At 75.3% G+C, this 26,991-nt stretch carries 18 protein-coding genes and 1 pseudogene; 3 read left to right on the forward strand and 16 right to left on the reverse strand.

All coding sequences use genetic code 11. The annotated features are described in order from the left end of the window. Positions 1–9 precede the first annotated feature (9 nt). The 5 genes from Ae505Ps2_RS02590 to Ae505Ps2_RS02610 all read right to left on the reverse strand — a co-directional run bounded on the left by Ae505Ps2_RS02590 (position 10) and on the right by Ae505Ps2_RS02610 (position 5,330). Positions 10–2,649, reverse strand: a complete 2,640-nt coding sequence (locus Ae505Ps2_RS02590) for a bifunctional FO biosynthesis protein CofGH (protein WP_075333877.1) — start codon at positions 2,647–2,649, stop codon at positions 10–12. 82 nt (positions 2,650–2,731) lie between these two features. Beyond that, positions 2,732–3,244 carry a YbaK/EbsC family protein gene (locus tag Ae505Ps2_RS02595; protein WP_051050060.1) on the reverse strand — a complete coding sequence of 171 codons (513 nt, stop codon included), beginning with the start codon at positions 3,242–3,244 and terminating at the stop codon, positions 2,732–2,734. Positions 3,245–3,305: 61 nt separating this feature from the next. Then, a complete protein-coding gene (locus Ae505Ps2_RS02600; protein ID WP_075310246.1) occupies positions 3,306–4,118 on the reverse strand; it encodes a protein kinase in 813 nt (270 codons plus the stop codon). Beyond that, entirely contained in the window at positions 4,115–4,957 is an 843-nt protein-coding gene (locus Ae505Ps2_RS02605) for an exodeoxyribonuclease III (RefSeq protein ID WP_075310244.1), read from the reverse strand. The genes Ae505Ps2_RS02600 and Ae505Ps2_RS02605 overlap by 4 nt, the downstream gene beginning before the upstream one ends. Before the next feature lie 43 nt (positions 4,958–5,000). Next, positions 5,001–5,330, reverse strand: coding sequence for a hypothetical protein (locus tag Ae505Ps2_RS02610; protein ID WP_139318925.1), 330 nt, complete (start codon positions 5,328–5,330; stop codon positions 5,001–5,003). A gap of 258 nt (positions 5,331–5,588) precedes the next feature. Between Ae505Ps2_RS02610 and Ae505Ps2_RS02615 the strand changes: the two genes are divergently transcribed. Further along, positions 5,589–7,817 carry an NADP-dependent isocitrate dehydrogenase gene (locus Ae505Ps2_RS02615; protein ID WP_075310240.1) on the forward strand — a complete coding sequence of 743 codons (2,229 nt, stop codon included), beginning with the start codon at positions 5,589–5,591 and terminating at the stop codon, positions 7,815–7,817. Positions 7,818–8,266: 449 nt separating this feature from the next. Here the strand turns inward: Ae505Ps2_RS02615 and Ae505Ps2_RS02620 are convergent, their stop codons facing one another. Both Ae505Ps2_RS02620 and Ae505Ps2_RS02625 read right to left on the reverse strand, forming a co-directional pair. Beyond that, positions 8,267–8,575 (reverse strand): DUF3017 domain-containing protein, encoded by a 309-nt coding sequence (locus tag Ae505Ps2_RS02620; protein ID WP_043276732.1) that lies wholly within the window; start codon positions 8,573–8,575, stop codon positions 8,267–8,269. Positions 8,576–8,594: 19 nt separating this feature from the next. After that, on the reverse strand, positions 8,595–9,449 hold the full coding sequence (locus Ae505Ps2_RS02625; protein WP_075310238.1) for a bifunctional methylenetetrahydrofolate dehydrogenase/methenyltetrahydrofolate cyclohydrolase: 855 nt from the start codon (positions 9,447–9,449) through the stop codon (positions 8,595–8,597). A 229-nt stretch (positions 9,450–9,678) separates the two neighbouring features. Between Ae505Ps2_RS02625 and Ae505Ps2_RS02630 the strand changes: the two genes are divergently transcribed. After that, the gene (locus Ae505Ps2_RS02630) at positions 9,679–10,344 is read left to right on the forward strand and encodes a GPR1/FUN34/YaaH family transporter (protein WP_075310236.1); all 666 of its coding nucleotides are present in this window, start codon (positions 9,679–9,681) and stop codon (positions 10,342–10,344) included. A 92-nt stretch (positions 10,345–10,436) separates the two neighbouring features. On the opposite strand, the gene Ae505Ps2_RS02635 is transcribed toward Ae505Ps2_RS02630, so the two are convergent. Then, positions 10,437–13,778 (reverse strand): error-prone DNA polymerase, encoded by a 3,342-nt coding sequence (locus tag Ae505Ps2_RS02635; protein ID WP_075312792.1) that lies wholly within the window; start codon positions 13,776–13,778, stop codon positions 10,437–10,439. 486 nt (positions 13,779–14,264) lie between these two features. On the opposite strand from Ae505Ps2_RS02635, the gene Ae505Ps2_RS02640 reads away from it, so the two are divergent. After that, a complete protein-coding gene (locus tag Ae505Ps2_RS02640; protein WP_084786186.1) occupies positions 14,265–15,776 on the forward strand; it encodes a M28 family peptidase in 1,512 nt (503 codons plus the stop codon). A 790-nt stretch (positions 15,777–16,566) separates the two neighbouring features. Here Ae505Ps2_RS02640 and Ae505Ps2_RS33045 read toward each other — a convergent pair. The 8 genes and pseudogenes from Ae505Ps2_RS33045 to sucC all read right to left on the reverse strand — a co-directional run. After that, a pseudogene (locus Ae505Ps2_RS33045) lies at positions 16,567–17,748 on the reverse strand (DNA polymerase Y family protein); the annotation flags it as partial. Positions 17,749–17,894: 146 nt separating this feature from the next. Then, positions 17,895–18,986 (reverse strand): hypothetical protein, encoded by a 1,092-nt coding sequence (locus Ae505Ps2_RS33050; protein ID WP_075310230.1) that lies wholly within the window; start codon positions 18,984–18,986, stop codon positions 17,895–17,897. A gap of 284 nt (positions 18,987–19,270) precedes the next feature. Then, on the reverse strand, positions 19,271–20,830 hold the full coding sequence (gene purH, locus Ae505Ps2_RS02655; protein ID WP_075310228.1) for a bifunctional phosphoribosylaminoimidazolecarboxamide formyltransferase/IMP cyclohydrolase: 1,560 nt from the start codon (positions 20,828–20,830) through the stop codon (positions 19,271–19,273). Next, complete coding sequence (purN, locus tag Ae505Ps2_RS02660; RefSeq protein ID WP_075310226.1) at positions 20,823–21,449, reverse strand: phosphoribosylglycinamide formyltransferase; 627 nt, start codon at positions 21,447–21,449, stop codon at positions 20,823–20,825. Before purN ends, purH begins: the two co-directional genes overlap by 8 nt. Positions 21,450–21,575: 126 nt before the next feature. Continuing rightward, positions 21,576–23,204 (reverse strand): DUF6350 family protein, encoded by a 1,629-nt coding sequence (locus Ae505Ps2_RS02665; protein ID WP_075553383.1) that lies wholly within the window; start codon positions 23,202–23,204, stop codon positions 21,576–21,578. 77 nt (positions 23,205–23,281) lie between these two features. After that, positions 23,282–24,526 (reverse strand): DUF5336 domain-containing protein, encoded by a 1,245-nt coding sequence (locus Ae505Ps2_RS02670; RefSeq protein ID WP_139318924.1) that lies wholly within the window; start codon positions 24,524–24,526, stop codon positions 23,282–23,284. A gap of 159 nt (positions 24,527–24,685) precedes the next feature. After that, complete coding sequence (sucD, locus tag Ae505Ps2_RS02675; RefSeq protein WP_020623374.1) at positions 24,686–25,570, reverse strand: succinate--CoA ligase subunit alpha; 885 nt, start codon at positions 25,568–25,570, stop codon at positions 24,686–24,688. Between the two features lie 3 nt (positions 25,571–25,573). Then, positions 25,574–26,764: an ADP-forming succinate--CoA ligase subunit beta gene (gene sucC, locus Ae505Ps2_RS02680; RefSeq protein ID WP_255407945.1), complete on the reverse strand. Its 1,191-nt coding sequence runs from the start codon at positions 26,762–26,764 to the stop codon at positions 25,574–25,576. Between the last annotated feature and the right edge of the window lie 227 nt (positions 26,765–26,991).

A 26,991-nucleotide genomic window follows, 5' to 3' on the forward strand; every position in this document is an offset into this window, starting at 1 on the left:
AGGCCGGGGTCAGGCCGGGGTCAGCGGCAGCATCCGCGGCCCGTCGCCCGACGCCGGGGTGAGCACGCGGGGCTCGCCGCGGTAGGTCGTCGTCCGCTGCCGGACCGGGCGACCGGCCGCCGCGGCGATCGCGGTGAGCTCGGCGACCGAGCGCTCGGAGCCGTTCTCCGAGCCGGCCATCCGGGAGATCGTCTCCTCCATCAGCGTGCCGCCCATGTCGTCGGCGCCCCCGGCCAGGATGTCCGCGGCGAGGTCGTCGCCGAGCTTCACCCAGGAGCACTGGACGTGGTCGATCCGTCCGTGCAGCGCGAGCCGGGCGAACGCGTGCACCGCCCGGTTGTCGCGCTCCGTCGGACCCGGTCGGGCGATTCCGGCCAGGTAGATCGGGGCGTTGTGGTGCACGAACGGCAGCGGCACGAACTCGGTGAACCCTCCGGTGCGGTCCTGGATCGACGCCAGGGTGCGCAGGTGCCCGAGCCAGTGCCGGGGCTCGTCGACGTGGCCGTACATCATCGTCGAGCTGCTCGGGATCCCCAGCTCGTGTGCGGTCGAGACGACCTCGATCCACTGCGACGCCGGCAGCTTGCCCTTGGTCAGGACCCAGCGGACCTCGTCGTCGAGGATCTCGGCGGCGGTGCCCGGGATCGAGCCGAGCCCGGCGGCCTTCAGCTCGGTCAGCCACTCCCGGATCGACACGCCGGCCTTCGCGGCGGCGGAGACGATCTCCATCGGGGAGAACGCGTGCACGTGCATCCCGGGCACGGCCGCGGTGACCGCGCGGACCAGGTCGGCGTAGAACGACACCGGCAGCTGGGGGTCGATGCCGCCCTGCACACAGACCTCGGTGGCGCCGTCGCGGGCGGCCTCGGCGGCGCGCTGGGCGACCTCGTCGAGCGAGAGCCGGAAGGCGTCGGCGTCGCGCTCGCGCTGGGCGAAGGCGCAGAACCGGCAGCCGACGTAGCAGACGTTCGAGAAGTTGATGTTCCGGTTGACCACGTAGGTGACGTCGTCCCCGTTGACCTGCCGGCGCACGTCGTCGGCGAGGTCGAGCAGGGTGCGCAGCGCGGGCCCGTCGGCGGTCAGCACGGCCATCGCCGCGTCGGCGTGCGCCGGGTCGAGCAGCGCAGCCGGGTCGGACGCGGCCAGGTCCAGCCCGGCCCGGACGTCGGAGTCGAGCCGCTCCGGCGCCGCCCCGTGCCCGGCGCGCTGGTGCTCCAGCTCGGCGGCCACCTCGTTCCAGTCGCCGTAGACGTCACCGAAGTCGCTGCGTCGGTCCTCGGTGCGCCCGGTGGTGTCGATCGTGGAGTTCAGGTCGGTGCGCCCGGTCGAGGCGAACCCGCCGTCGGGCTCCTGCCACGCCCGCCCCTCCACGACGGCGTCGGGCCGGGCGAGCCCGTCCGGTCCGGACAGCGCGGCGACGTGGCCGTGCAGCCGCGCGTCGATCCACGGCGACCCGGCCCGCACGTACTTCGGGTAGGCGGTGAGCCGCTCCCGCAGCGTGAAGCCCTCGGCCGCGGTGATCGCGGCCAGCTCGTCGACGGCCGGCCACGGCATCTCCGGGGACACGTGGTCCACCGTCACCGGGGAGACACCGCCCCAGTCGTCGATCCCGGCGCGCAGCATCAGCGCCTGCTCGTCGCCGACGAGGTTCGGCGGGGCCTGCAGCCGCACCTTCGGGCCGAGCACCAGCCGGGCGACGGCGATCGTCGCGGCGAGGTCGTGCAGGTCGGCGTCGGGGTCGTTCGCCATCGCGGTGTCCGGCTTCGCCCGGAAGTTCTGGACGATCACCTCCTGCACGTGCCCGTGCGCGCGGGCCGCCGAGCGGATCGCGAACAGCGACTCGGCCCGCTCGGTGCGGTTCTCCCCGATGCCGATCAGGATGCCGGTGGTGAACGGGACGCCGACGCGGCCGGCGTCGGTGAGGGCGCGCAGCCGGACCGCGGGCTCCTTGTCGGGGCTGCCGAAGTGCGGGCCGCCCTTCTCGAACAGCCGCTGCGAGGTCGTCTCCAGCATCATCCCCATGCTGGCCGCGACCGGCTTGAGCCGGGTCAGCTCCTCCCAGCTCATGACGCCCGGGTTGAGGTGCGGCAGCAGCCCGGTCTCCTCCAGGACGGCGATCGCGCACGCCCGGACGTAGTCCAGCGTCGAGTCGTAGCCCCGCGCCTCGAGCCACTCACGAGCCTGCGGCCAGCGGTCCTCGGGGCGGTCGCCGAGGGTGAACAGGGCCTCCTTGCAGCCCTGCGCGGCGCCCTGACGGGCGATCTCGACGACCTCGTCGCGCTCCAGGTACATGTCCTCGAGCCTGTGCGGGACGGTCGCGAACGTGCAGTAGTGGCAGCGGTCGCGACAGAGCCGGGTCAGCGGGATGAAGACGTTGCGGGAGTAGGTGACGACGCCGGGGCGGCCCTCCTCGACGAGTCCGGCGTCGCGGACCCGGCCGGCGTGGCCGAGCAGCTCCTCCAGGTGCTCACCGCGGGCGGCGAGCAGCACCGCGGCCTCGGTGACGTCGAGGGTCGACCCGTCGCGGACCCGGCGCAGGGCCCGGCGGAACGCGGAGTCCGAGGGGACCGGCTCGGCGGGCGCGGGGGTCGGGAGGGGTACCGGCGGGACGGCCTCGGCCGGGACGGGGGCGGCAGGAGTATCGGCCATGCCACCCACACTAGGTTTCGCGGAACACCGCAGCGACCGTCCGTTTCCCGGCGATGGATCACGCCCGGTACGGGAATAGGGCTCAGGCGACCTCGGCGGGCGTGCCGCCGGTGACGGCGACGAGCTCGTCGAACGTCGTCGGGAACACCGAGCGGGCCACCCCGCCCGCCGCCCAGACCCGGTCGAACCCGCCCAGCGCGACGTCGACCAGGGTGCGGACCGGCGCCGGGTGCCCGACGGGGGCGACCCCGCCGATGACCTGCCCGGTGGCCTCACGCACGAACTCCTTCGACGCCCGTCCGACCCGCTGCGCGCCGACCAGGGCCGCGACCCGGTCGGTGTCCACCCGGTGCGCGCCGGAGGTGAGGACGAGCAGCGGGGCGCCGTCGGCGTCGAAGACCAGCGAGTTCGCGATCTGGCCGACCTCGACCTCCAGCGCGGCGGCCGCCGCGGCGGCGGTGGTCACCGCGTCGGGCAACAGCACCAGGCCCGCGATCGACGCGGGATCGGCACCGGCCCGGCGCAGCGCCTCCTTCACGGCGGCGACGCGGGGGTGGTCGGCGGGGTGTTCGACGCTCGGGCTCACCCGGGACATCCTGCCCGCACCGCGCCGCGGCCGCTGCCGGGTTCCCCGGAGGTTCCTCGTCAGCGGTTCCTCAGAGGACGGCGAGGACCAGCAACACGACGACGACCACGGCCAGCACCCCGGCCACGCCCAGCAGGATCCAGCGGTTGCGGCCGAGGTCCCCACCCTGGGACCGGGGCCGGGCACCGCGTTCGAACAGCTCGGCGGCCCGGTCGTGGGTCGGGCGGTCGGCCGGGTCGTCGGCGGTGAGGCCGTCCAGGACCGTCGCGAGCGCGCTGCCCGCCGGCGGGCGCGGGCCCACCGCCTCGCGCAGGACGACGCCGAGACACCACAGGTCCGCGGCCGGGGTGTCGGCGCCCTCGGGAGCGGCGGGCGCACCGGTCCCGCCGGGGCGCGGGCCGACCGCGCGGGCGAGACCGACGTCGGTGAGCAGGGCGCGGCCCTCCGCGGTGATCAGCACCGCGTCGGCGTCGAGCCCGCCGTGGGTGCCGCCGTCGGCGTGCACCGCCCGCAGCGCGGCCAGCACGTCCCGCCCGACCAGCACGACCTGCCGGGGCGACGGCGGCTCCGCCTCGACGACCGCGCCCAGCGGCCGTGCGTCCGGGTGCTCGGTGACCAGGTACTCGCGCATGTCCCCGGCCGAGGACCGGTCGGTGACCAGGTCCAGCACCCCGACGACCGACGGGTGCCGCAGCCGTCCGGCCGCCCGGACCTCGGTCAGCAGCCGCTCCCGGACCCCCGCGACCGGGGGCAGCGCGATCTCGGTGACGGCGACGGTGCGGCCGGTGATGCGGTCCTCGGCGCGGTGGGTCGGCCCGAAGCCGCGGCGGCCCAGCTCGTCGAGCAGCAGGTAGCGGCCGCCGACCATCCGTCCGGCGATCACACGGCCCCCAGCCGGACGACGACGGGGGCGTGGTCGGAGAAGCGCCGGTCGTGCGCGGGTGCCCGGTCCACGACGGCCTCGTACGCCGCGTCGGCGAGCCCGGGCGTGGTGAGCAGGTGGTCGATCCGCCACCCGGTGTCGTTGTCGAAGGCCCGCCCGCGGTAGCTCCACCACGAGTACGGCCCGTCGACGCCCGGGTGCCGTTCGCGCACCACGTCGCGCCAGCCGTGTTCGAGCAGCTTCGCGAACCACTCCCGCTCGTGCGGCAGGAAACCGGAGTTGCGCCGGTTCCCGCGCCAGTTGCGCAGGTCCAGCTCGGTGGGCGCGATGTTCCAGTCCCCGCCGACGACCATCTCCCGGCCGGTCGCGGCGCACCGGTCGAACGCGGTGCGCAGGTGGTCGCCGAACGCGGCGCAGAACGCGTCCTTGGCGTCCTGCTTCGGTGTGCCCGCCTCACCCTTGGGCAGGTACAGCGAGGCCACGGTGAGCCCACCCGGCAGGTCCACCTCGAGATAGCGGCCGTCGAGGTCGGTCGCAGGGTCGGTGCTGTTGCTCGCTCCGCGGGCTCCGCTCGGGAGACCGATCCGTACGGCCTCCGGCTCGTCACGGCTCAGCACGGCGACGCCGTTGCGCCCCTTCGCCGTCAGCGAGGGCGCCAGCCGCAGGTGCCAGCCGCCCGCGTCGAGCGCGGCCAGGAAGGCGGCCGGCAGCTCGTCGGGCAGGGCCCGGACCTCCTGCAGGCAGACCGCCCGCGCGTCGGTCGCGGCCAGCCACTCCAGCAGCCCCTTGGTGGTGGCGGCACGGACCCCGTTGACGTTGACCGTGGCGAGGGCGTTCACGCCGTCTACTGTGCCGCACCCATGATCACGCTGCGCGACGGGTTCAGCACCGGCTGCCCGGGGTCGCGGCGACGGAGTCCACCGGGACCCACTGGTTCTGCTCGGTGAGCTTGCGGAAGCCGCCGTCGACGATCGTCTCGGCCGCGACCTCGGTGCCGACCGGCAGCGTGCGGACCGGTGCCGCCGAGTTGCCGGGGGCCGCGCGCACCGTGACCTGCTCGCCCTGCACGACGACACGGCAGCCGGTCGTCTCCAGATCGCCCGTGACACCGCCGTAGGCGAGTGCGACGGCCGTCAGGCCGACACCGATGAGCCCCACCAGCGGCCAGCCCCTCAGGAGGGACTTCCGGGTGAGCCCGAAGACCTTCGCCACCGTGGTTCCCCTCCCGTCGGACGCTGCCGCCGACCACGGTAGCCGGTCCGCGGCCACGGGCTCGACCATCACGGGGGTGTCGGGCCGGTTACTCCTACGGGCGTGCGGAGCCGGTGAACAGATAGCGTGTGGCCCAGTCAGCGGGTCGCCGCGCCGGGGACCCGCCCGGTCGTCCCGGGCCCGTCCGCCGGCGCCGTCGCGGCCCGCTCGCTGGACACGGCAGCACACACGACGAGCCGAGGCAGGCCTGAGGACGCGATGAAGCTCACCTACACGTACACCGACGAGGCGCCGGCGCTGGCGACCCACTCCTTCCTGCCGGTCATCGAGGCGTTCGCCGGACAGGCCGGGGTCGACGTGGAGACCCGCGACATCTCCCTCGCCGCCCGGATCCTGGCGAAGTTCCCGGACCGGCTGACCGAGGCCCAGCGCGTCCCGGACTCGCTGGCCGAGCTGGGCGAGCTGGCGAAGACCCCGGACGCCAACATCATCAAGCTGCCGAACATCTCGGCGTCGATCCCGCAGCTCAAGGCGGCCATCACCGAGCTGCAGGGTGCCGGCTACGACGTACCGGACTACCCGGAGAACCCGCAGACCGAGCAGGAGAAGGCGGCCCGCGCCGCCTACGACTCGGTCAAGGGCTCCGCGGTCAACCCGGTGCTGCGCGAGGGCAACTCCGACCGCCGCGCCCCGCTGTCGGTGAAGAACTTCGCCCGCAAGCACCCGCACTCGATGGGCGCGTGGAGCCCCGACTCCACCAGCCACGTCGCCACCATGGACGAGGGCGACTTCCGCCACTCCGAGACCTCGTTCACCGCCGCCGGTGACGGCGCGGTCCGCATCGAGCACGTCGCCGCCGACGGCACCGTCACGGTGCTGAAGGAGAAGATCGCGCTGCTGGACGGCGAGGTGTTCGACGGCGCCGTCATGCGTCGCGAGGCACTGCGGGCCTTCCTCGCCGAGCAGGTCGCCGACGCCAAGGCCAAGGGCGTGCTGTTCTCGGTGCACCTCAAGGCCACGATGATGAAGGTCTCCGACCCGATCATCTTCGGGCACGCCGTCCGCGCCTACTTCGCCGACGTCTTCGACTCCTACGGCGACGACCTCGCCTCCGTCGGCGCCGACCCCGACGACGGTCTCGCCTCGATCCTGACCGCGCTGGAGAAGCTGCCCGCCGACAAGCGCGAGGCGATCGAGAAGGCCATCACCACCGCCTACGAGACCGGCCCGGCCCTGGCCCAGGTCGACTCCTCGCGCGGCATCACCAACCTGCACGTCCCCAGCGACGTCATCATCGACGCCTCGATGCCGGCCGCCATCCGCTCCTCCGGGAAGATGTGGAACGCCGACGACGCCCTGCAGGACACCAAGTTCGTCATCCCGGACTCGTCCTACGCCCCGCTCTACGACGAGACCGTCAAGCACTGCCAGGCCAACGGCGCCTTCGACCCGACGACGATGGGCACCGTCCCGAACGTCGGCCTGATGGCGCAGAAGGCCGAGGAGTACGGCAGCCACGACAAGACCTTCGAGATCGCCTCCGCCGGCACCGTGCGCGTCGTCGACGCGGCCACGGGCGAGGAGAAGCTGTCGCACGAGGTCGGCGAGGGTGACATCTGGCGCGGCTGCCAGACCAAGGACGCCCCGATCCGCAACTGGGTCGGGCTGGCCGTCGAGCGGGCCCGGGCCACCGGCTCCCCCGCCGTCTTCTGGCTGGACTCCGCGCGCGCCCACGACGCGCAGCTGATCGCGAAGGTCGAGAAGTACCTGGGCGAGCACGACACCGACGGCCTGACCATCGAGATCCTCCCGATCGCCGAGGCCACCCGCTACACCCTGGAGCGGACCCGCAAGGGCGAGGACACCATCTCGGTCACCGGCAACGTGCTGCGCGACTACCTCACCGACCTGTTCCCGATCATGGAGCTGGGCACGTCGGCGAAGATGCTGTCGATCGTCCCGCTGATGAACGGCGGCGGCCTGTTCGAGACCGGCGCCGGTGGGTCCGCGCCGAAGCACGTGCAGCAGCTGCAGAAGGAGAACCACCTGCGGTGGGACTCCCTCGGCGAGTTCCTCGCGCTGGCCGTCTCGCTGGAGATGCTGGCGTCGAAGACCGAGGAGCCGCTGCGGGCGAAGCTGCTCGGCCAGACCCTCGACGAGGCCACCGGCAGGCTGCTGGAGAACGGGAAGTCGCCGTCGCGCAAGGTCGGGGAGCTCGACAACCGCGGCAGCCACTTCTACATCGCGCTGTACTGGGCGCAGGCCCTCGCCGCGCAGACCGAGGACACCGAGCTGGCCGCGATCTTCGCCCCGCTCGCCGAGAAGCTCGCCGCCGCCGAGGACACGATCGTCGGTGAGCTGAACGCGGTCCAGGGCGACCCGGTCGACCTGGGCGGCTACTACTACGTCGACCGCGCGAAGACCGACGCGATCATGCGGCCGAGCGCCACGTTCAACGCGGCGATCGACGCCTTCGCCGGCAAGTAGCCCCACCGGCGACGGCCCGTCCCCCGCTACCGGGAGGGCGGGCCGTCGCCGTGTCGGGACGACCACCATCCGTGGACCCGTTCGCGACACCACACCGCCGTCCGGGTGGCCGGAGGGTGATCGTTGCGATCATCGAGTGATCATGAGCGACGCCGTGGGCGACGTCACTGACCCGTCCGGCGCAACCCCGGTCACGGTCCGACCGTACTCGCCGGTACAATTACGTTAGCTATGATCATCATCGCCCTGCCCCGCACCAGCCCGACCGGGCCGCGCTCCCCCGCCCCGTCGGGCGCTCCGGTGCGAGTACCGCGGGCGACGAGCACCGGCCCCGGCCGTCCGGGCAGCAAGCGCCCCGCCGGCCCACGCCGGCCACCCACCAGGCGTCCCGCCGGGCCCGAGACGACCGGCGGCAGCCGGAGCTGAACCCGGCCCGGACCGGGGCGGGGTCAGCTGATCGTCAGCGAGCCCTGCGTGATCGTCAGCGCGAGCAGCAGGACGACGACGCCGAACCCGCCGTACACCAGCGCGTCGGCGTAGCGGCCGCGGATCGCGAGCAGCCCGACCCGGTCCGGCGGCAGCGCCACCCGCAGCCCCGCGGCGACCAGCATCGCCACCGCCAACGCCGCGGACCCCTCGCGCCAGTGCTCGGTCACCACCCGCTGCAGACCGACCAGGGACACCCCGAGGACGACGAGCAGCGGCCAGTGCGCCCGCAGCCGGGCCCGCAGACCGTGCCCGGAGCGGGTCTCCACCATCACTGCCCCCTGCTGTCCGTCACTCCGACAAGCTCCGCTCGGCGGCCTCGACGACGTTCGTCAGCAGCATTCCTCGGGTCATCGGCCCCACACCACCCGGCATCGGCGCCAGCAGTCCGGCGACCTCGGCGACCTCGGGGGCCACGTCACCGACCAGACCCAGGTCGGTCCGGGTCACCCCGACGTCGAGCACCGCGGCGCCCGGCTTGATCTGGTCGGCGGTGATGAGCCCGGCCCTCCCCGCGGCGGCGACGACGACGTCGGCCTCCCGCAGGTGCGCCGTCAGATCCCGGGTGCCGGTGTGGCATAGGGTGACGGTCGCGTTCTCCGAGCGGCGGGTCAGCAGCAGCCCCAGCGGGCGGCCGACGGTCACGCCGCGACCCACCACGACGACCCGCGCCCCGTCCAGCTCGACACCGAACCGGCGGCACAGCTCGACGATGCCGCGCGGGGTGCACGGCAGCGGTCCCGGCTCGCCGAGGACCAGCCGGCCCAGGTTCGTCGGGTGCAGGCCGTCGGCGTCCTTGCCCGGGTCGACCCGCTCCAGCGCGGCGCCGGCGTCGAGGCCGCCCGGGAGCGGGAGCTGCACGATGAAGCCCGTGCAGGTCGGGTCGGCGTTCAGCTCGTCGATCGTGTCCTCGACCTGCGTCTGGCTCGCGTCGGCGGGGAGCTCACGCTGCAGCGAGGTGATCCCGACCTTGGCGCAGTCGCGGTGCTTGCCGCGCACGTAGGCGTGTGACCCGGGGTCGTCACCGACCAGCACCGTGCCCAGGCCGGGGGTCACCCCGGCGGCGGTCAGCTTCTCGACACGGCCCCGCAGGTCGTCGAGCAGCTCCGCCAACGTCGCCTTGCCGTCCATCACGCGTGCGCTCACCCGGGCATCCTCTCAGGCAGCGCCCGGGCCGGTCGAACCTGACCGGAGGACGCCCGCGTGCCGGGCGGGTAGGGGACGCCGCCCCAGCGACCTGCGACGACGGTCCGATCGCGTGCAACCGGGGCACAGGCCGGGGTCTGGCCGTACGGAGGGGCGATGAACGATCTCCATGAGAGGAGAATCACACCACCGGTGCACGGCCGGTCATGAACTCGACGAGGAGTTTTCCATGAGCGTGGAGAGCGACACCGCGGGAGCACAGGCTGCTGCCCCGCCCGCCCCGGCAGCAGCCGCCCCGGCAGGCAACCCGGCCCTGATGGGTCTCATCTGCTTCCTGCCGTCCGGCATCACGCTGGGCCTGTGGTTCGTGGGCTATCTGGACACCACCGCGCTGCCCGGCGGCATGATCCCGATCCTGACCTTCTCGGCGGGCCTGTTCCTGTTGCTGTCGGCCATGGCCGCGCTGCGCGTCGGGGACAGCGTCACCGCCGCGATCTTCGCCGTCTTCTCCGCGTTCTGGACCAGCTTCGGCGTGCTGCTCATGGCGCTGAACAACGGCTGGATCATCGACGCCGGGACCGGGCAGGCGCTGTCCACCGAGCAGGTGGGGTCGATCCAGTCGACCTACCTGCTCTCCTTCACCCTGGTGTTCGTCCTGCTGACTCTGGCGACGCTGCGGCTGCCGCTGATGTTCACGATCGGCTTCGTGCTCGTCGACATCACCTTCGTACTGGCCTACATCGGCGTGACCGCGGGCAACGCGAGCTTGTTCCCGATCGCCGGGATCGCGACGTTCGCGTTCTGCCTCGTGTTCGCCTACATCCTGTTCGACGCGTTCGGCCAGACCCTGGGCGGACGCGCGATGTCGATGGGCGGACCGCTCGTCAGGTCCTGACCCCGTCGCGGCCCACCCGCGGGCCCCGCCGGTTCCTCCGGCGGGGCCCGCGGTGTGCCGCCCGGTCCCGGTGTCGGCCGCGGGCAGGACGGTCAGCGGAAGTCCCGGGACGCCACCTTCACCGCCAGCGGCATCCGCTGCAGTCGGTCGGCCAGCAGGTTCAGCACGCCCTCCGGGCTGCGTTCGAGCCGGCCCCGGACCAGCAGCGCGGCACTCCCCAGCGCCACCGACCGGTAGCGCGCCCACAGTCCCTCCGAGCAGGTCACGTTCAGCATCCCGGACTCGTCCTCGAGGTTCACGAACGTCACCCCGCCCGCCGTCGCCGGGCGCTGGCGGTGGGTGACCAGTCCCCCGACCAGCACCCGGGCCGGGGTGTCCGGGCCGGCGCGGCGGCCCACCTCGTCGAGCCGGTCGATCCGGACCGCACCGAGCGCGTCGAGGTCCGCGCGCAGGTGCTGCACCGGGTGGCTGTCCGGGGAGACGCCGGTGGCCCAGACGTCGGAGACGGTCAGCTCCGCCTCGGTCATCCCCGGCAGCGCCGGCGCGTCGAATCCGGCGGCGGTGCCCGGCAGGTGCTCGGGCCGCACGCCCGCGACGACGCCCGCCGCCCACAGCGCCTCCCGCCGCTCCACCCCGAAGCAGCCGAACGCGCCGGCCGTCGCCAGCGCCTCGGCCTGCGGGCCGGTCAGCCGGACCCGGCGGGCCAGGTCGGGCAGGTCCGCGAACGGCCCGCCCGCGTCGCGCTCGGCGTCGATGACCCCGGCGAGGTCCGCACCGACGGTGCGGACGCCCGCCAGACCCAGCCGGACCGCCTGGCCACCGGTGCTGTCGTCGTCGGGCTCGAGGACGGCGTCGGCCCGCCCGGCGTTCACGTCCGGCCGGTGCACCCGCACGCCGTGCCTGCGGGCGTCGGCCACCAGCGACTGCGGCGAGTAGAAGCCCATCGGCTGGGCGTTGAGCAGGCCCGCACAGAACGCCGCCGGGTGGTAGAGCTTGAACCACGCCGAGTAGTAGACGAGCGCGGCGAAGCTGATCGAGTGGCTCTCCGGGAACCCGAAGTTCGCGAAGGCCAGCATCTTGGTGAAGATCCGTTCGGCGAGCTCGCCGGTGATCCCGTTCGCGGCCATCCCGTCGTAGAACCGCTCCCGCAGCCGCTCCATCCGCTCGGTGGACCGCTTGGACCCCATCGCCCGGCGCAGCTCGTCGGCCTCGGCCGCGGTGAACCCCGCGACGTCGACGGCGATCTGCATCATCTGCTCCTGGAACAGCGGGATGCCCAGCGTCTTGTGCAACGCAGGCTTGAGCAGCGGATGGTCGTGCTCCCAGGTCTCGAGCTCGTTGCGCCGCCGGATGTAGGGGTGCACCGAGCCACCCTGGATCGGGCCGGGCCGGATCAGCGCGACCTCGACGACCAGGTCGTAGAACTTGCGTGGGCGCAGCCGCGGCAGGGTGGCCATCTGGGCGCGGGACTCCACCTGGAACACCCCGACCGAGTCGGCGCGCGACAGCATCGCGTAGACCTCCGGGTCGGACTCGCCGATCTCGTGCAGCTCGATCCGCTCGCCGGTGACGGTCTCGACCAGGTCCACCATCAGGTGCAGCGCGGTGAGCATGCCCAGCCCGAGCAGGTCGAACTTCACCAGCCCGGCCGCGGCGCAGTCCTCCTTGTCCCACTGCACGACGGTCCGGTCGGCCATCCGCGCCCACTCCACCGGCACGACCTCGGACACCGGCCGGTCGCAGATGACCATGCCGCCGGAGTGGATGCCCAGGTGGCGGGGCGCACCCAACAGCTGCCCCGCGAGGTCCAGCAGCAGCGGCGGCATCTCCTGCGGGAGCTCGCTCGCCTCCAGGGCGTGCCAGCGTTCGACGCGTCTGCTCCAGGCGTCCTGCTGGCCGGGTGAGAACCCGAGCGCGCGGGCGGTGTCCCGGATCGCCGACCGCGGCCGGTAGGTGATGACGTTCGCGACCTGTGCGGCGAACAGCCGGCCGTAGCGGCGGTAGACGTACTGGATCGCCTCCTCGCGGCGACCGGACTCGATGTCGAGGTCGATGTCGGGGTAGCCGTCGCGCTCCGGGGACAGGAACCGCTCGAACAGCAGCCCGTGCCGGACGGCGTCGACGTTGGTGATGCCCAGCGCGTAGCAGACCGCCGAGTTCGTGGCCGAGCCCCGGCCCTGGCAGAAGATGTCCGACCGGCGGCAGAAGTCGACGATGCCGTGGACGATCAGGAAGTAGCCGGGGAAGTTCTTCGCCTCGATGATCTCCAGCTCGCGCTGCACGGTGTACGCCGCGAACGGGTTCTCGTCATAGCTGCCATAACGCTCCATCCGGCCGCGTTCGGTCAGCACCCGCAGCCACGTCGTCTCGGTGTGCCCGGCCGGGACGTCGAACGGCGGCAGGTCCGGCGCCACCAGGTGCAGCTCGAACGCCAGCTCCCGGCCCAGCTCCGCCGCGCGTTCCACCGCGCCGGGGTGGCGCTCGTCGAACCGCAGGGCCATCTCCTGCCCGGACCGCAGGTGCGCGGTGCCCGCCGCGGGCAGCCAGGGGTCGATCTCGTCGAGGCTGCGCCGGGCCCGGACCGCGGCGACGGTCGCGGCCAGCGGGGCCCGGTCGGGGGTGGCGTAGTGCGCACCGGTCGTCGCCACCGTCGCGACCCCGGCCCGCTCGGCCAGCGCGGCCAGCACGTCGTTGCGCTCGGTGTCGCCGGGCTCGCCGTACACGGTCAGCTCGACCCGCACGTTCTCCGCACCGAAGCACGCGACCAGCCGGTCCAGCTCCGCCGCGGCGGCCGCCGGGCCCGAGCGGTCCAGGGCCCGGCGCACCGCGCCCTTGCGACAGCCGGTGAGTACGACGACCTTCCCCGCGGTGTCGGCGACGACCTCGTCCGGGTCGTAGACCGGCCGGCCCTTCTCCCCGCCCCGCATCTGCGCGGTGGAGATGGTGCGGCACAGCGCGCGGTACCCGTCGGGGCCGCGGGCCAGCAGCAGCAGGTGCTCGCCCTCGGGGTCGGCGACGCCGTTCTGCGGCGCGGTCAGCCCGGTGCTCAGCTCGGCTCCGAACACCGTGCGCACCCCGAGCGCGCGGGCCGCCTCGGCGAACCGCACGACCCCGTACATGCCGTCGTGGTCGGTGAGTGCGACCGCCTCCAGCCCCAGTTCGGCGGCGCGTTCGACCAGCTCCTCCGGAGCGCTCGCGCCGTCGAGGAAGCTGAAGTGCGAATGACAGTGCAGCTCCGCGTACGGCACGACGCCGGGCCCTGCCGGGCGCAGGCCCTCGGGCGGCTCGTAGGGGTCGCGGTGGACGGACCAGGCGGGGGCGTCCCCGCCGTCGGCCTCCGGGCCGCCGCGCAGGCTCGCGCCGTCGCGCACGGGCCGGCCCGACAGCGCGCTCTCCAGCTCCGCCCAGGGGACGTCCGGGTTCTGCCAGCCCATCCGTGCACGGTACTCGAACATGAGTTCGAACGTCGAGTGCCGGGTTCCGCGGACGGGCGTCGCCGTGCGGGCCGGCCGGCTGCTCCCCAGCGCCGGTCGGCCCCGCACGGCGGATCCGGGCTCCGGCGCGGCACACCGGCCGCTCCCCAGCGCCGGCCCGCGGGCCACCCGGACGTACCCATCCGGTGCCGGCAGGTGGTTCGTGGACCGCCCCGCCGACATCTCCGAGTCCACCAGCCGAACCTGTGGAACGACTGAGACCCCGGTGTGGATCGACCGAGGATCACCGCGGCCCGGGTCGCGCCGGGCCGTACCGTCGTGTTCGTGACGCCATGTCGTGATCGTCGGTTCACCGCACGACCACGCCCGATGACGGATGCTGGTCCGACGCCGCGGCACCCGACCGGTGCCGCGCACGCACCGAGCAGCGCCGGACACCCGGCGCGGACGAGGCCCGGCACCGGGCCGGACGACAGGGGTGGCTCCATGGGACGGGCGAGCACGACGGGGGGCCGGTACCGGCCGCGGCTGGGGAACCGGCTGGTCAGGGTCGCAGCGGCCGGGGTGGCCGTCGTCGCGCTCGCGGCCTGCGCGGACGTCCCCGCGGCACCGGGCTCCGCGACGATCGGCGCTGCCGGCGGCGGGGGCCAGGCCGCCGCACAGGGCGATCCCGGCCTCCCGCAGCGGCTCGCGGCCGCGGTCGGCGGCGACGGCGCCTACGCCCACCTGCAGCAGTTCGAGAAGCTCGCCGACGCGAACGCCGGCAACCGCGCCGTGGGCACCCCCGGGTACGACGCGGCCGTCGACCACGTCGTCGGGACGCTGCGCGCGAGCGGGTTCACGGTGTCGACACCGTCGTTCGAGGTGCGGACCTTCTCCGCGGGCGACGCGCGGCTGACCGTGGCCGGCGCCCCCGTGACGACCGAGGTGCTCGGTTTCTCCCCCGCCACCCCGCCCGGCGGGCTGACCGCGCCGCTGTCGCTGCGCCCGCGCACCCCGCAGGACCCGACACCGGGCTGCGAGGCGGCCGACTACACCGGCATGCCGGCCGGGGCCATCGCCGTCGTCGAGCGTGGGACCTGCGAGTTCGGGCAGAAGTCCCGGCTCGCGGGCGCAGCGGGTGCGGTGGCGGTGATCGTCATCAACACCGAGGACGCGGCCCTGCCCGCCACCCTCGGCGACACCCCGGGGGTCATCCCGACGGCGTCCGTGACGAAGTCCGCCGGGGCCGCCCTGCGCGACGGCCAGCAGGCCTCGCTCGTGCTCGACACCACGATCCGGCAGCAGACCTCGCGGAACGTGATCGCCGAGACCACCACCGGTGACCCGGCCAGGGTCGTGGTCGCCGGGGCCCACCTCGACAGCGTCCCCGAGGGCGCCGGGATCAACGACAACGGCAGCGGCAGCGCCGCCCTGCTCGAGATCGCGCAGAAGCTCGGCGGTTCCCCGCCGGTCGGTCAGAAGGTGCGCTTCGCGTGGTGGGGCGCCGAGGAGATCGGCCTGGTCGGCGCCACGAAGTACGTCGAGGGCCTGTCCGAGGCCGACCGCGCGCGGATCGCGCTGTACCTCAACTTCGACATGGTCGGCTCGCCGAACCCCGGCTACCTCGTCTACGACGGCGACAACTCCGACGGCCTCGGCGGCGAGGCCGGCCCGCCCGGTTCCGACACTGCGGAGCGCGTCCTGACCGAGGCGCTGGTCGGGGCGGGCGTGAACGGCCCCGAGGGCACCGCGTTCGACGGGCGCTCGGACTACGGCCCGTTCATCGATGCCGGCATCCCGGCCGGTGGCCTGTTCACCGGCGCCGAGGAGCGGAAGACCCCGGAGCAGGCGCAGAAGTGGGGCGGCACGGCGGGGCAGTCCTACGACCCCTGCTACCACACACCCTGCGACCGGCTGACCAACATCGACCGGACCGCGTTGGACCGGAACGTGACGGCGATGGCCTCGGCGATCGGCCGGTTCGCGGTCGACCTCACCGGGGTCCCACAGCGCTGACCCGGCCGCGCCGGGCCCCGCTCCGGCCGCGTGGGCAGCGCTGTCGGCACGACGGTGCCGCCTGCGGTGCCCGCCGTCGGCCGGTGGCTCAGTCGTAGACACCGGTCACCTCCCAGCGGCCGCCGCGGCGCACGAGCAGCAGGGCCGCGCCGTCGGCGAGCACGACCTGCAGCCGGACCGCGGGCCCGGGGCCGTCGGGGTCCCACCAGCGGGTGTGCACCGGCCAGGGCCCGGCCCAGCCGGTGACCTCCCGGTCCGGGTCACCGCCCGCGACCCGGTGCGGGACGCCGTCGAGCAGGTCCGGCGCGGCCAGGTGCACCTCGGTGCCGTCCGCGGCGAGCAACCGGACCGGGACCGGGTCCGGGGGCACCGTCGCCGGCGACGGTGCCGGGAGCCGGCCGGGCCAGGTCGCCGGGGGGTCGGCAGGGGGACGACGGCCGGGGGCGCGGCGGTGGTGCTCGGTCCCGGCCCGCCCACCGCCCGGACCGGCGACTGGGCCTGCCGACCCGGCCGGGGCGGTGGTGCGCTCCCCGGCTCCGCGACCAGCGGGCGCCGTCACCGCCGGGCCCGCCGCTGACCGTGGCCGGACACTGCTCGACCCGACCGCCGTCCTGGGCAGCACCGTCCCGGGTGCGGCGGCGCCCGGGCGGGCGGCCACCGTCATCCGCCCCGGGACGAGGGCCGCCCCCGCGGGGTCCTCCTGCCCGGCGCCCCCGACGGGTCCCCCTCCACCGTCCGCCGCGGGGACCGCGGGCCCCGGGCGGGCGGGCTCCGCGGTGTCCTCGACGACCCGTTCGTCGCCCCACCGCACCAGCCGCACCCGCTCGCCCGGGTCGCGGCCACCCGTCGGGACCGCGGTGAACACCGCCTCCGGCCCGAGCAGCGCCTGCACCCGGACCAGGGCCCGCCCGGCCCGCTCGTCGCCCTCGCCGACGTCGCCCCACAACCCGCGCTGCAGCGCCCCGGCGACCACGGTGTCCTCCGGCGTGAGCCGCAGCGCGACCAGCGTCCCGGAGCCGCCGCGCCCGAGCCACGAGTCGAGCTGCCAGCGCACCCGGTCGACCGTCCCGGACGGGGTCAACGGCTCGGCGCACCGCCAGACCCGCAGCAGCTCCTCCCCGCTCTCGGTGCGTGCGTGCACCCCCAGCCGGGTGCAGGCCAGGCCGTGACCGGCGAGCGCGGTGTGCAGCCGGGTCGCGAGCGCCCGCGCGGCGAAGGCGGCCGCGTCGACCCGGTCCACCGGTGGATCCAGCTCGACCGCCGCGGCCAGCTCCTCCGGCGGGACCCGGCGCGCGGGCGGGCGGGGGTCTCGCCCGCGGGCGAGCCGGTGCGCGGCCACCGCGTCGGCGCCGAAGCGCGAGGCCACGTCGGCCTCCGACAGCGACGCGAACGCCCCCAGCGAGCGCAGCCCCAACCGGCGCAGCAGGTCCACCAGCGCAGCCCGGTCGACGTCGGGGTCCCGGTCCAGCTCGGCGACCTCCAGCGGCGCGAGGAACTCCGCCGACCGCCCCGGCGGCACCCCACGCCCCCGGCGGGCGGCGAGCTCGGCGGCGAACATCCCGTCCGCGACGCCGATCTGGCACTCGGTCCCGGCGTGCAGCGCGACCTGGTCGATCAGCCGCTCCACCGCGGCGCGCTCCCCGCCGAACCAGCCGACCGGACCGCGCGCGGACAGCACCAGCAGCCCCGGCCGCACCACCTCGACGCCGGGGGCGAGCGCCTCCACCGCGGCGACGACCGGCTCGAACAGCCGGGCGTCGCGCCCCGGGTCGGGGGCGAGCACCACGAGCTCCGGGCACCGGGCCTGCGCCTCCCGACGCCGCAGCCCCCGGCGGACGCCGTGCCGGCGGGCCGTCGCCGAGCAGGCCAGGACCCGGTTGGCGTGCAGGACCGCGGCCGGCCGGTCCGCCGGGACGTGCGCGGCGCGGGCGGCCGCGGTGACCGGCCAGTCCGGGGACCAGACCGCCAGCACCCGCGGGTCGGGCTCCGCCCGCCCACCGTCGCCCGGGCCGGCTCCGCCGCGCACGCTCGCGCTGCCGCCCGCGCTCCCGACGGGGCCCGCGTCCGCCCTGCCGACCGCACCCGTCACGCCGCCCGCCTCCGTCGTACCGGACGTGCTCATCCCGCCGCCCGGGCCACGGGGCGCGCAACCGGGGCCTCGCCCACCGCCGGCCCGTGGACCGCGGGGACCGACGGCACCGAGGCGATCGCGGGCACCGACGGCGCCACCGGGACCGAGGGCGTCACCGGGGCCGGGGCGACCGTCCCGCCGGGCCCGGGGAGGAGCACCTCCACCCCCCGGCCGGCCGGGCCGATCCCGCGCCCCTCCGCCCGGACCTCGACCCGCCGGGACCGCAGCCGCCCCGTCCCGCGACCGACGCCCTCCCAGCGCGGACGGGTGCAGTGCAGCCGCAGGTCGGCCCCCGGCCACCCGCCGAGCGCCAGCAGCACCGCGCCCCGCTGCCGGGTCCGCGCGGCGAGCCGCTGCCGGTCACCGGCCCGCAGCCCGGCCCGCTCCGGCCCGGCCACGACCACTAGGTCCAGCCCGTCCAGCAGCGCCGCGGTCACCCCGACCAGGTCCGCACCGGGGTCGGGGACCAGCGCCAGCCGGTCCAGCCGCACGCCCGCCTCCGCCGCGGCCGTCGCGCCGAGTCCGGGGCGGCCGACCACACCCGCCCACGCGCCCTCCGCGGACGCGGCGGCCAGCAGCGCGAACAGCAGCGACCCCGCACCGGATCCCACGCCCACCGCCACGGTGGATCCCCGCCGCAGGCCCCCACCGGGCAGCAGACCGGCCAGCGGCCCCGGCACCGGCAGCAGGTCCGCCTCGCTCACCGGACGCGGCTCGACCGTCCCGACCCTGCGGGCCGGGGCCTCCGGCTCCGGGCAGGGCCCCGCGGGCCCCGACCGGGACCGCTCCAGGCCCGCCCGGGTCTCCGTCCGGTGCAGGACGTGCCGGGCCCGGGCGAGCCGCTCGGCGGCGGAGCCTGCCGAGGACCCCGGCCCCCCGGCCGGGCCCCGCGCCCCGGGCAGCGGCTCCCGCCCGCCCCCGGGGACACGGGACCCGGCTCCGACCACCGGCCCGGACCCCTCCGGACCGGTGTCGGCCCCGACGTCGGCGCCGGCTCCCCCACCGGCACCGCCGATCACCCGGCCGACCGCCGCCGCTCCCCCGACGACGACCGGCCCCTCGCCCGCACCGACGCGCACCGCAGTACCTCCCCGCCACACACCGCGCCACGGCCGAACGGCCGCGACCTCGCCCGGCGCGCCGCGGGGAAGGCGACGCGTGCTCGAACTGATGTTCGAAGCATAGGGCCCGTGCCGCCGCTCCGCATCCCCCGGGTGGGGGTGGCGACGACGACGGGAGGACCGTCGCACGCACCCCTGACATTCTCGGCCGGAAGACCCTCCGAGCTGCTCCGAACGCCGACGGCCCGGGACCGCGCGAGGCGGTCCCGGGCCGTCGGGTGGATCGGTGGGTCAGCAGCGGGTCAGTGGGCGAAGTGCCGTGTCCCGGTCAGGTACATCGGCACGCCCGCCTTGGCGCAGGCCGCGACGACCTCCTCGTCCCGGACCGAGCCGCCGGGCTGCACGACGGCGGCGACACCGGCGTCGAGCAGCACCTCCAGCCCGTCGGGGAAGGGGAAGAACGCGTCGGAGGCGGCGACCGCGCCGCGGGCCCGGTCCCCGGCCCGGGTCACGGCGAGCTTCGCCGCGTCGACCCGGTTGACCTGGCCCATGCCGACGCCGACCGCGGCGCCGTCGTGGGCGAGCAGGATCGCGTTGGACTTCACCGCGCGGCAGGCGCGCCAGGCGAACGCCAGGTCGTCGAGCACCTCGGGGGCCACGGCGTCGCCGGTGACGAGCTTCCAGGCGGCCGGGTCGTCGCCGTCGGCGTCGACGAGGTCGCGCTGCTGCACCAGCAGCCCGCCGGAGATCGGGCGCAGCTCGGTGCCGGTGCGGGCGGCGCCGTCGGGGATGCGGAGCACGCGGACGTTCTTCTTGCGCGCCAGCACCTCCAGCGCGCCGTCGGCGTAGCCGGGGGCCACGACGACCTCGGTGAAGATCTCGGCGACCTGCTCGGCCATCGCGACCGAGACCTCGCCGTTGACCGCGATGACCCCGCCGAACGCCGACACCGGGTCGGTGGCGTGCGCCTTGCGGTGGGCCTGCGCGACGTCGGCGCCGACCGCGATCCCGCACGGGTTGGCGTGCTTGATCACCGCGACCGTCGGGCGGTCCCCGTGGTCGTGCGCGGCGCGCCAGGCGGCGTCGGCGTCGACGTAGTTGTTGTAGGACATCTCCTTGCCGTGCAGCTGCTCGGCACCGGCGAGGCCGGAGCCGGTGCCGTCGGTGTAGAGCGCGGCGGACTGGTGCGGGTTCTCGCCGTAGCGCAGCGGGCGCTCGCGGGTCCAGGTGGCGCCGACCCACTCGGCGGAGGCCTCGTCGTCGCCGGTGGGGAACTGCTCGCCCATCCAGGTCGCGACCGAGACGTCGTAGGCGGCGGTGTGCCGGAAGGCGTCGGCGGCGAGCCTGCGGCGGTCCTCCACGACGAAACCGCCCGCGCCGACCTGCTCGAGCACCCAGGCGTAGCGCGACGGGTCGACGACGACCGCGACGCTCTCGTGGTTCTTCGCCGAGGCCCGCACCATCGCCGGGCCGCCGATGTCGATCTGCTCGACGGCCTCGTCACGGCTCGCGCCGGACGCGACGGTCTCGCGGAACGGGTAGAGGTTCGACACCAGCAGGTCGAACGGCGCGATGTTCAGCTGCTCGAGCTGGGCGAGGTGCTCGGGCTTGCGGGTGTCGGCGAGCAGCCCGGCGTGCACCCGCGGGTGCAGGGTCTTGACCCGGCCGTCGAGGCACTCGGGGAACCCGGTGACCTCCTCGACGGGGGTGACCGGGACGCCGGCGTCGGCGATCCGCTGGGCGGTGGAGCCGGTCGAGACGATCTCCACCCCGGCGGCGTGCAGCCCGGTGGCCAGGTCGAGGAGACCGGCCTTGTCGTAGACGCTGATCAGGGCCCGGCGTACCGGCCTGCGCTCACTCACTGTTCACCTCGTGGGGTTGGGCGGCGGTGGCGAACCGTCGCACGGTCGCGACCAGCAGCCGTCGTTCCTCGGTCTTGATGCGCTCGTGCAGGGAGGTCTCGTCGTCGCCCGGGAGCACGGGGACCTCCGCCTGTGCGAGCACCGGTCCGGTGTCGAGCCCGGCGTCGACCTCGTGCACGGTCGCGCCGGTGACGGGCACCCCGGCGGCCAGCGCGTCCCGGACGGCGTGCGCGCCGGGGAACGCCGGCAGCAGGGCCGGGTGCGTGTTCAGCATCGGGCATCCGAGCGCGTCCAGGAAGGCCGGGGAGACGAGCTTCATGAACCCCGCCCCGACGACGAGGCCCGGCCGGTGCGCGAGGACGGCCGCGGCGAGCGCGGTGTTCCAGGCGTCGCGGCCGGCGTGGTCGGCGACCCGTTCGACGAAGGTGGGGACGCCGGCGGCACGGGCCCGGTCGAGCCCGGCGGCACCCGGGCGGTCGGCCCCGACGGCGACGACGGCGAACCCGGCGTCCGCAGTGTCCGCAGTGTCCGCGGCGTCGAGCAGTGCCTGCAGCAGGGTCCCGCTCCCGGAGACGAGGACGACGACCCGCAGCGCCTCGTGCCGCTCCTGCGCGCCCACCGTGTCCCTTCCTCGCCGGTCCGGGCCGCTCCACGGCCCCTGGCCAGGGTAGACGCGCCCTCCGACGGCGACGGCGCCCGGTGCGGTGGCCCGGGTCACCCGGCCCTGGTCGTGGGCCGCGACGGGTCAGTCGGCCCTGTCGGCCCTGCGGTCCCGGTCGGCCCTGTCCGCCACGTGGTCGCCGCGGTCGCGGTCCCGTTCGGTGGGGCCCTCGTCCGCGGCGCCGCGGCGGGAGGCCGTGCGCCCGGCTCCGTCGGGCTCCTCGTCGGAGACGGCGTGGCGGTGGGGATGGACGTCGCCGTGCTCTCCGTCGTCGTCCCACGCGGCGTCGACCCGGCGGACGGGTGCCCCGGCGGTGCGACGGCGCTCGACCTGCTCCGCCACCGTCGGGGTGCGACGGCGGTCCCGGGCGGCCCGGGCCCGGTCGACCGCGGTCCGCGGCCGGTCGGTGCCGCCCATCGGGACGTGCCGGGCGAGCTCGGTCCCCGCGCAGGTCAGCACGGCCGGGATCCCGACCAGCAGCAACGCGCAGCCGAGGACCGCCCACGGGTGGAACGACACCGGGTCGTAGGGCCCGCCCGCGAGCGCACCGCCCGCGAGCGCCGCCGGGACCGCCGCCCCGACCGCGACGACCACCGCCGCCGTCGCCGGGGCCGCGACCCGCTCCACGACCGGCGCGTCCTCCCCCAGCGCCCGGCGGCAGGCGATCCCGCCGAGCACCCCCGCGACGACGGGCAGCAGCACGACCAGCACCGCGGCCGTCGGGACGGTGGTGACGGGCAGGACCGCCACGGGCGGGAACGGCGGCAGCGGCCCCGGCTCGGCGCCGAACGGGCCCGATCGGGCGATGCCGACCGACACCCCCGCGCCCAGCGCCCAGGACAGCGCCCCGACCAGGGCGTTCGGCAGGTACCCCACGCTCAGCACCAGCACCCCGAAGCCCGCCCAGGCCCCGGGGGCGATGCGCTCGGCGGTGTCGGCGACGTCCGAGGCGCTCGCGAGCAGCGCCACGGTCAGGACGAGGGCGGCGACCAGCAGCAGCCCGGCGGCCGCGACCCGGGCCCCGGCGAGTGCCGCGCCGGGCCACCCGGCCAGCACCCGCTGCCACGCGGCCGGGGCCCCGCACGCGTGGACGACGCCGATCCCGGCGGCCGTCCCGGCCACCAGCCCGGCCCCGATCATCGAGGCCCAGGGCGCGGTCACGGCCATGTCCCGCGGCAGCAGCGCCCCGGCGAGCACGGCGACCGCGGCGGCGGCCCCGGCCTGGGAGGCGACGACGGCACCGGCGTCGTGCCGGACCCGCCCGCCCAGCCGGAGCACCGCCCAGCGCGAGCAGAAGGCGACCAGCGCGACGACCACCAGCGTCGGCAGCAGCGGCAGCACCCCGAACGGACGCCCGTCCACGGCGACCGGGATGAGGTGCGCGGCCAGCCACAACGGGACGGCGGTGGCGAGTGCCCCGTCCGCGGTGACCTCGACGCCGCCGGTGCCGGTCAGCAGCGCCGCCACCGGGACGAGCATCGTGTACCCGGCGAGGACGGCACCCATCGTGGCCACGAGGAGGATCCGCAGCCGGTCCAGCCCGGTGCCGGTCCCGGTGCCGCGCGTCGGGGTCCGGACGGGGCGGCGGTGCCCCCGCTCCCGCTCCGCGACGGCGGTCGCGCGCCCACCGCGGGACCGCTCGGGTGCGGGCCCGGTGGACCGGGCCCGGGAGGCCGGGCGACCGCGGGCGGGACGGGGCGGGGTGGTGCTCACCCGGTCAGCGTCGCAGCGAACCCCGTCCGGGAGGGGCAGGCACGCCGTGACGTGCCGGGGCCCACGGTCCCGGCAGGTCAGGCGGAGCCGTCACCGCCGGGCCGGAAGGTGCGGGTGGCCTCGGCATCGCCGGTGGCCGGAGGCCCGGGATCCTCGGCCTGCTCACCGGCGGCCGGGGTGGAGCCGGGAATCGCGGAGGGGCGGGTGACGCCCGTGTCCTCGCCCGCCTGGTCCGCGCCCGCCGTGTGGGGGGTGGTCGCGGGCGGGGCCTGCTCGGATCCCGGTGTGCCGGTCACCGCGGCGGCGCGATCGCCGTAGGACACCCCGGAGAAGGCGCCACCCCCGCCGGACGGCGTGTGCGGTGCCGCGTCGGCCTGCGGGCCGCGTCCGCCGCCGACCGCGTGCCGGCCCGCGTCGTCGCCGGTCCGGTCCTGCACCCCGGGCGCCTCGGGCGCGCCGTGGGCCCCGGGCTGGCCCGGGTACTGCCCGACGGCGGGCTGCGACGCCGCGGGCACCGCGCCGGAGGCGCCGTAGGGGGCGGCGCCGTACTGACCCGGTCCGTACTGACCGGCGCCGTACTGACCGGCGCCGTACTGGCCGGCCCCCGGCTGCGCGGCGCCGTGCTGGCCCGCGCCGTGCTGGCCCCCACCGTGCTGTCCTGTGCCGGGCTGCACCCCACCGGGCTGCCCCGGGGCGTACGGAGCGGCGCCGGACGGGGCCCCGTAGGGACTCGCGCCGTACTGGCCCGCGGCGTAGGGGTCCGCCGCGTAGGGCGCAGCACCGGAGGCCGCGCCGTACGGCGCCGCGGCTCCCGGCTGGCCCACGCCGTAGGGCTGCTGCGGCATCCAGGGCGCCTGCTGGCCCGGCGGGACCTGGCCGGGGCCCCAGCCGGGCTGCCCGACGTGAGACGGGCGCTGTGCCCGCGGGGCGGGAGCGGCGACCACGCCGGACAGGAGGAGCTGGGCGTAGAGCAGTGCGGCGCCCGCGAGCAGGGCGACCACGAACACGACCCAGCCCAGCGTGCCGCCGATCGCCGCGGTGCCGGCACCGGCCAGGACCAGCAGCATCGTCAGCGCACCCGTCGTCGACAGGACCACACCCGCGACCAGGGTGCGGCCGGTGCCGGGCAGCAGGGTGAGCGCACCCGCGACACCACCGGCGACGACCATCGCGACCGGGAACAGCCCGGTGGTGACGTCGAAGAAGGTCAGGACCAGCGCCAGCAGGGCCAGCACGGCCCCCGCCAGCACGGCGATCCGCACCGTCGGAGCAGGCGGGGCCTGCTCGGGAGCCGGGGCGGCCCCTGGCTCGTTGCTCGACATGACGACCACTCCCGTGTGACGGACGGACTCGCTGCACCGCACGCTAGCCGATGCCCCCGACACGACCGGGTGAGGCGCACGGGGTGCACACAGCACGACGCGCGGGCGCCGGGAGGAGTTCCCGGGGCCCGCGCGTCGGACGTGCGGAGAGCGCTCCGATCAGGCGGAGAGGATCTCCTTCATCAGGGCGGCGGTCTCGGACGGCGTCTTGCCGACCTTCACGCCGGCGGCCTCGAGGGCCTCCTTCTTCGCCTGCGCGGTGCCGGCCGAGCCGGACACGATCGCGCCGGCGTGGCCCATCGTCTTGCCCTCGGGAGCGGTGAAGCCCGCGACGTAGCCGACGACCGGCTTGGTGACGTTGGCCTTGATGAAGTCCGCGGCGCGCTCCTCGGCGTCGCCACCGATCTCACCGATCATCACGATGGCCTCGGTCTCGGGGTCCGCCTCGAACGCCTCGAGGGCGTCGATGTGGGTGGTGCCGATGACCGGGTCGCCGCCGATGCCGATGGCGGTGGAGAAGCCGAACTCACGCAGCTCGTACATCATCTGGTAGGTCAGCGTGCCGGACTTCGACACCAGGCCGATCTTGCCGGGGCCGGCGATGTTCGCCGGGATGATGCCCGCGTTGGACTTGCCGGGCGAGATGATGCCGGGGCAGTTCGGGCCGATGATCCGGGTCTTGTTGCCCGTGGCGACCGCGTGCGCCCAGAAATACGCCGAGTCGTGCACCGGGATGCCCTCGGTGATGACGACCGCGAGCGGGATCTCGGCGTCGATGGCCTCGATGACCGCGTCCTTGGCGAACTTCGGCGGGACGAAGATGACCGACACGTCGGCGCCGGTCTCCTTGATCGCCTCCTCGACCGTGCCGTACACGGTGACGTCCTTGCCGCCGACCGTGTGCGTGGTGCCGGCCTTGCGGGCGTTCACACCGCCGACGATGTTCGTCCCGGCCGCCAGCATCTTGGTGGCGTGCTTGGTGCCCTCGCCACCGGTGATGCCCTGGACGATGACCTTGCTGTTCTCGTTGAGGAAGATCGACATGTCTCAGGCTCCAGCGTTCGCGAGCTCGGCGGCCTTGGCGGCCGCGTCGTCCATCGTGCCCACCACGGTGACGAGCGGGTGGTTCGCGTCGGCGAGGATCTGACGACCCTCCTCGACGTTGTTGCCGTCCAGGCGGACGACCAGCGGCTTGGTGGCCTCGTCGCCCAGGATCTTGAGGGCCTCGACGATGCCGTTGGCCACCGCGTCGCACGCGGTGATGCCGCCGAAGACGTTGACGAAGACGCTCTTGACCTCGTCGTCGCCCAGGATGACGTCCAGGCCGTCGGCCATGACCTGCGCCGAGGCGCCGCCGCCGATGTCGAGGAAGTTGGCGGGCTTGACCCCGCCGTGCGCCTCGCCGGCGTAGGCGACGACGTCGAGGGTGCTCATGACGAGCCCCGCGCCGTTGCCGATGATGCCGACCTGGCCGCCGTCGAGCTTGACGTAGTTGAGGCCCTTGGCCTTGGCCTTCGCCTCGAGCGGGTTCTCGGTGCGCTCGTCGACCAGCTCGGCGTGCGCCGGGTGCCGGAAGTCCGCGTTGGCGTCGAGGGTGACCTTGCCGTCGAGGGCGATCACCTTGTCCTGCGGGTCGCGGACCAGCGGGTTGACCTCGACCAGCGTCGCGTCCTCGGAGACGAAGGTCTCCCAGAGCTTCACGATGACGTTCGCGGCCTCGTCGGCGACGGCGGCCGGGATCTTGCCCGCGGCGACGATCTCGTCGGCCTTGGCCTTGTCGACGCCGGCGATCGGGTCGATCGCGATCCGGGCCAGCGCGTCCGGCCGCTCGACGGCCAGCTGCTCGATCTCCATGCCGCCCTCGGCCGAGCACATGGCCAGGAAGGTGCGGTTGGACCGGTCCAGCAGGAAGGAGAAGTAGTACTCCTCGGCGATGTCGCTGGCCTCGGTGACCAGGACCTGGTGCACGGTGTGGCCCTTGATGTCGAGGCCCAGGATGGCCTCGGCCTTCTCCTTGGCCTCGTCGGCGTCCTGCGCCAGCTTCACGCCGCCGGCCTTGCCCCGACCACCGGTCTTGACCTGCGCCTTGACCACGACGGCGGTGCCCAGCTCGGCCGCCGCGGCCGCCGCGTCGGCGGCGTTGTCCACGGTCCGGCCCGGCAGCACCGGGACTCCGTGCGCGGCGAAGAGGTCCTTCGCCTGGTACTCGTAGAGGTCCACTCGGCTCTCCCGCTCCACTTCGCTCTCGCCGCGACCGGCGCGTCCCCGGCTCGTTCCCCGGGCGCGCCCCGCACAGGTGGCGGGCGGCAGCGGTCGCGGACGTCGGTGATGCTGCGTCGGGGAGCCTAGCCACGCCGCGCGCACCGGTCCTGACCTGGGCCGGTGACCGCAGTCACCCTGTCGGCGCAGTGCTCGATTCAGATGGACCGTCCGAGTGATCGGGACCACGGATCGCTCCGCGAGAC

It is taken from the genome of Pseudonocardia sp. Ae505_Ps2, from assembly GCF_001932425.1.
Lineage (GTDB): Bacteria > Actinomycetota > Actinomycetes > Mycobacteriales > Pseudonocardiaceae > Pseudonocardia.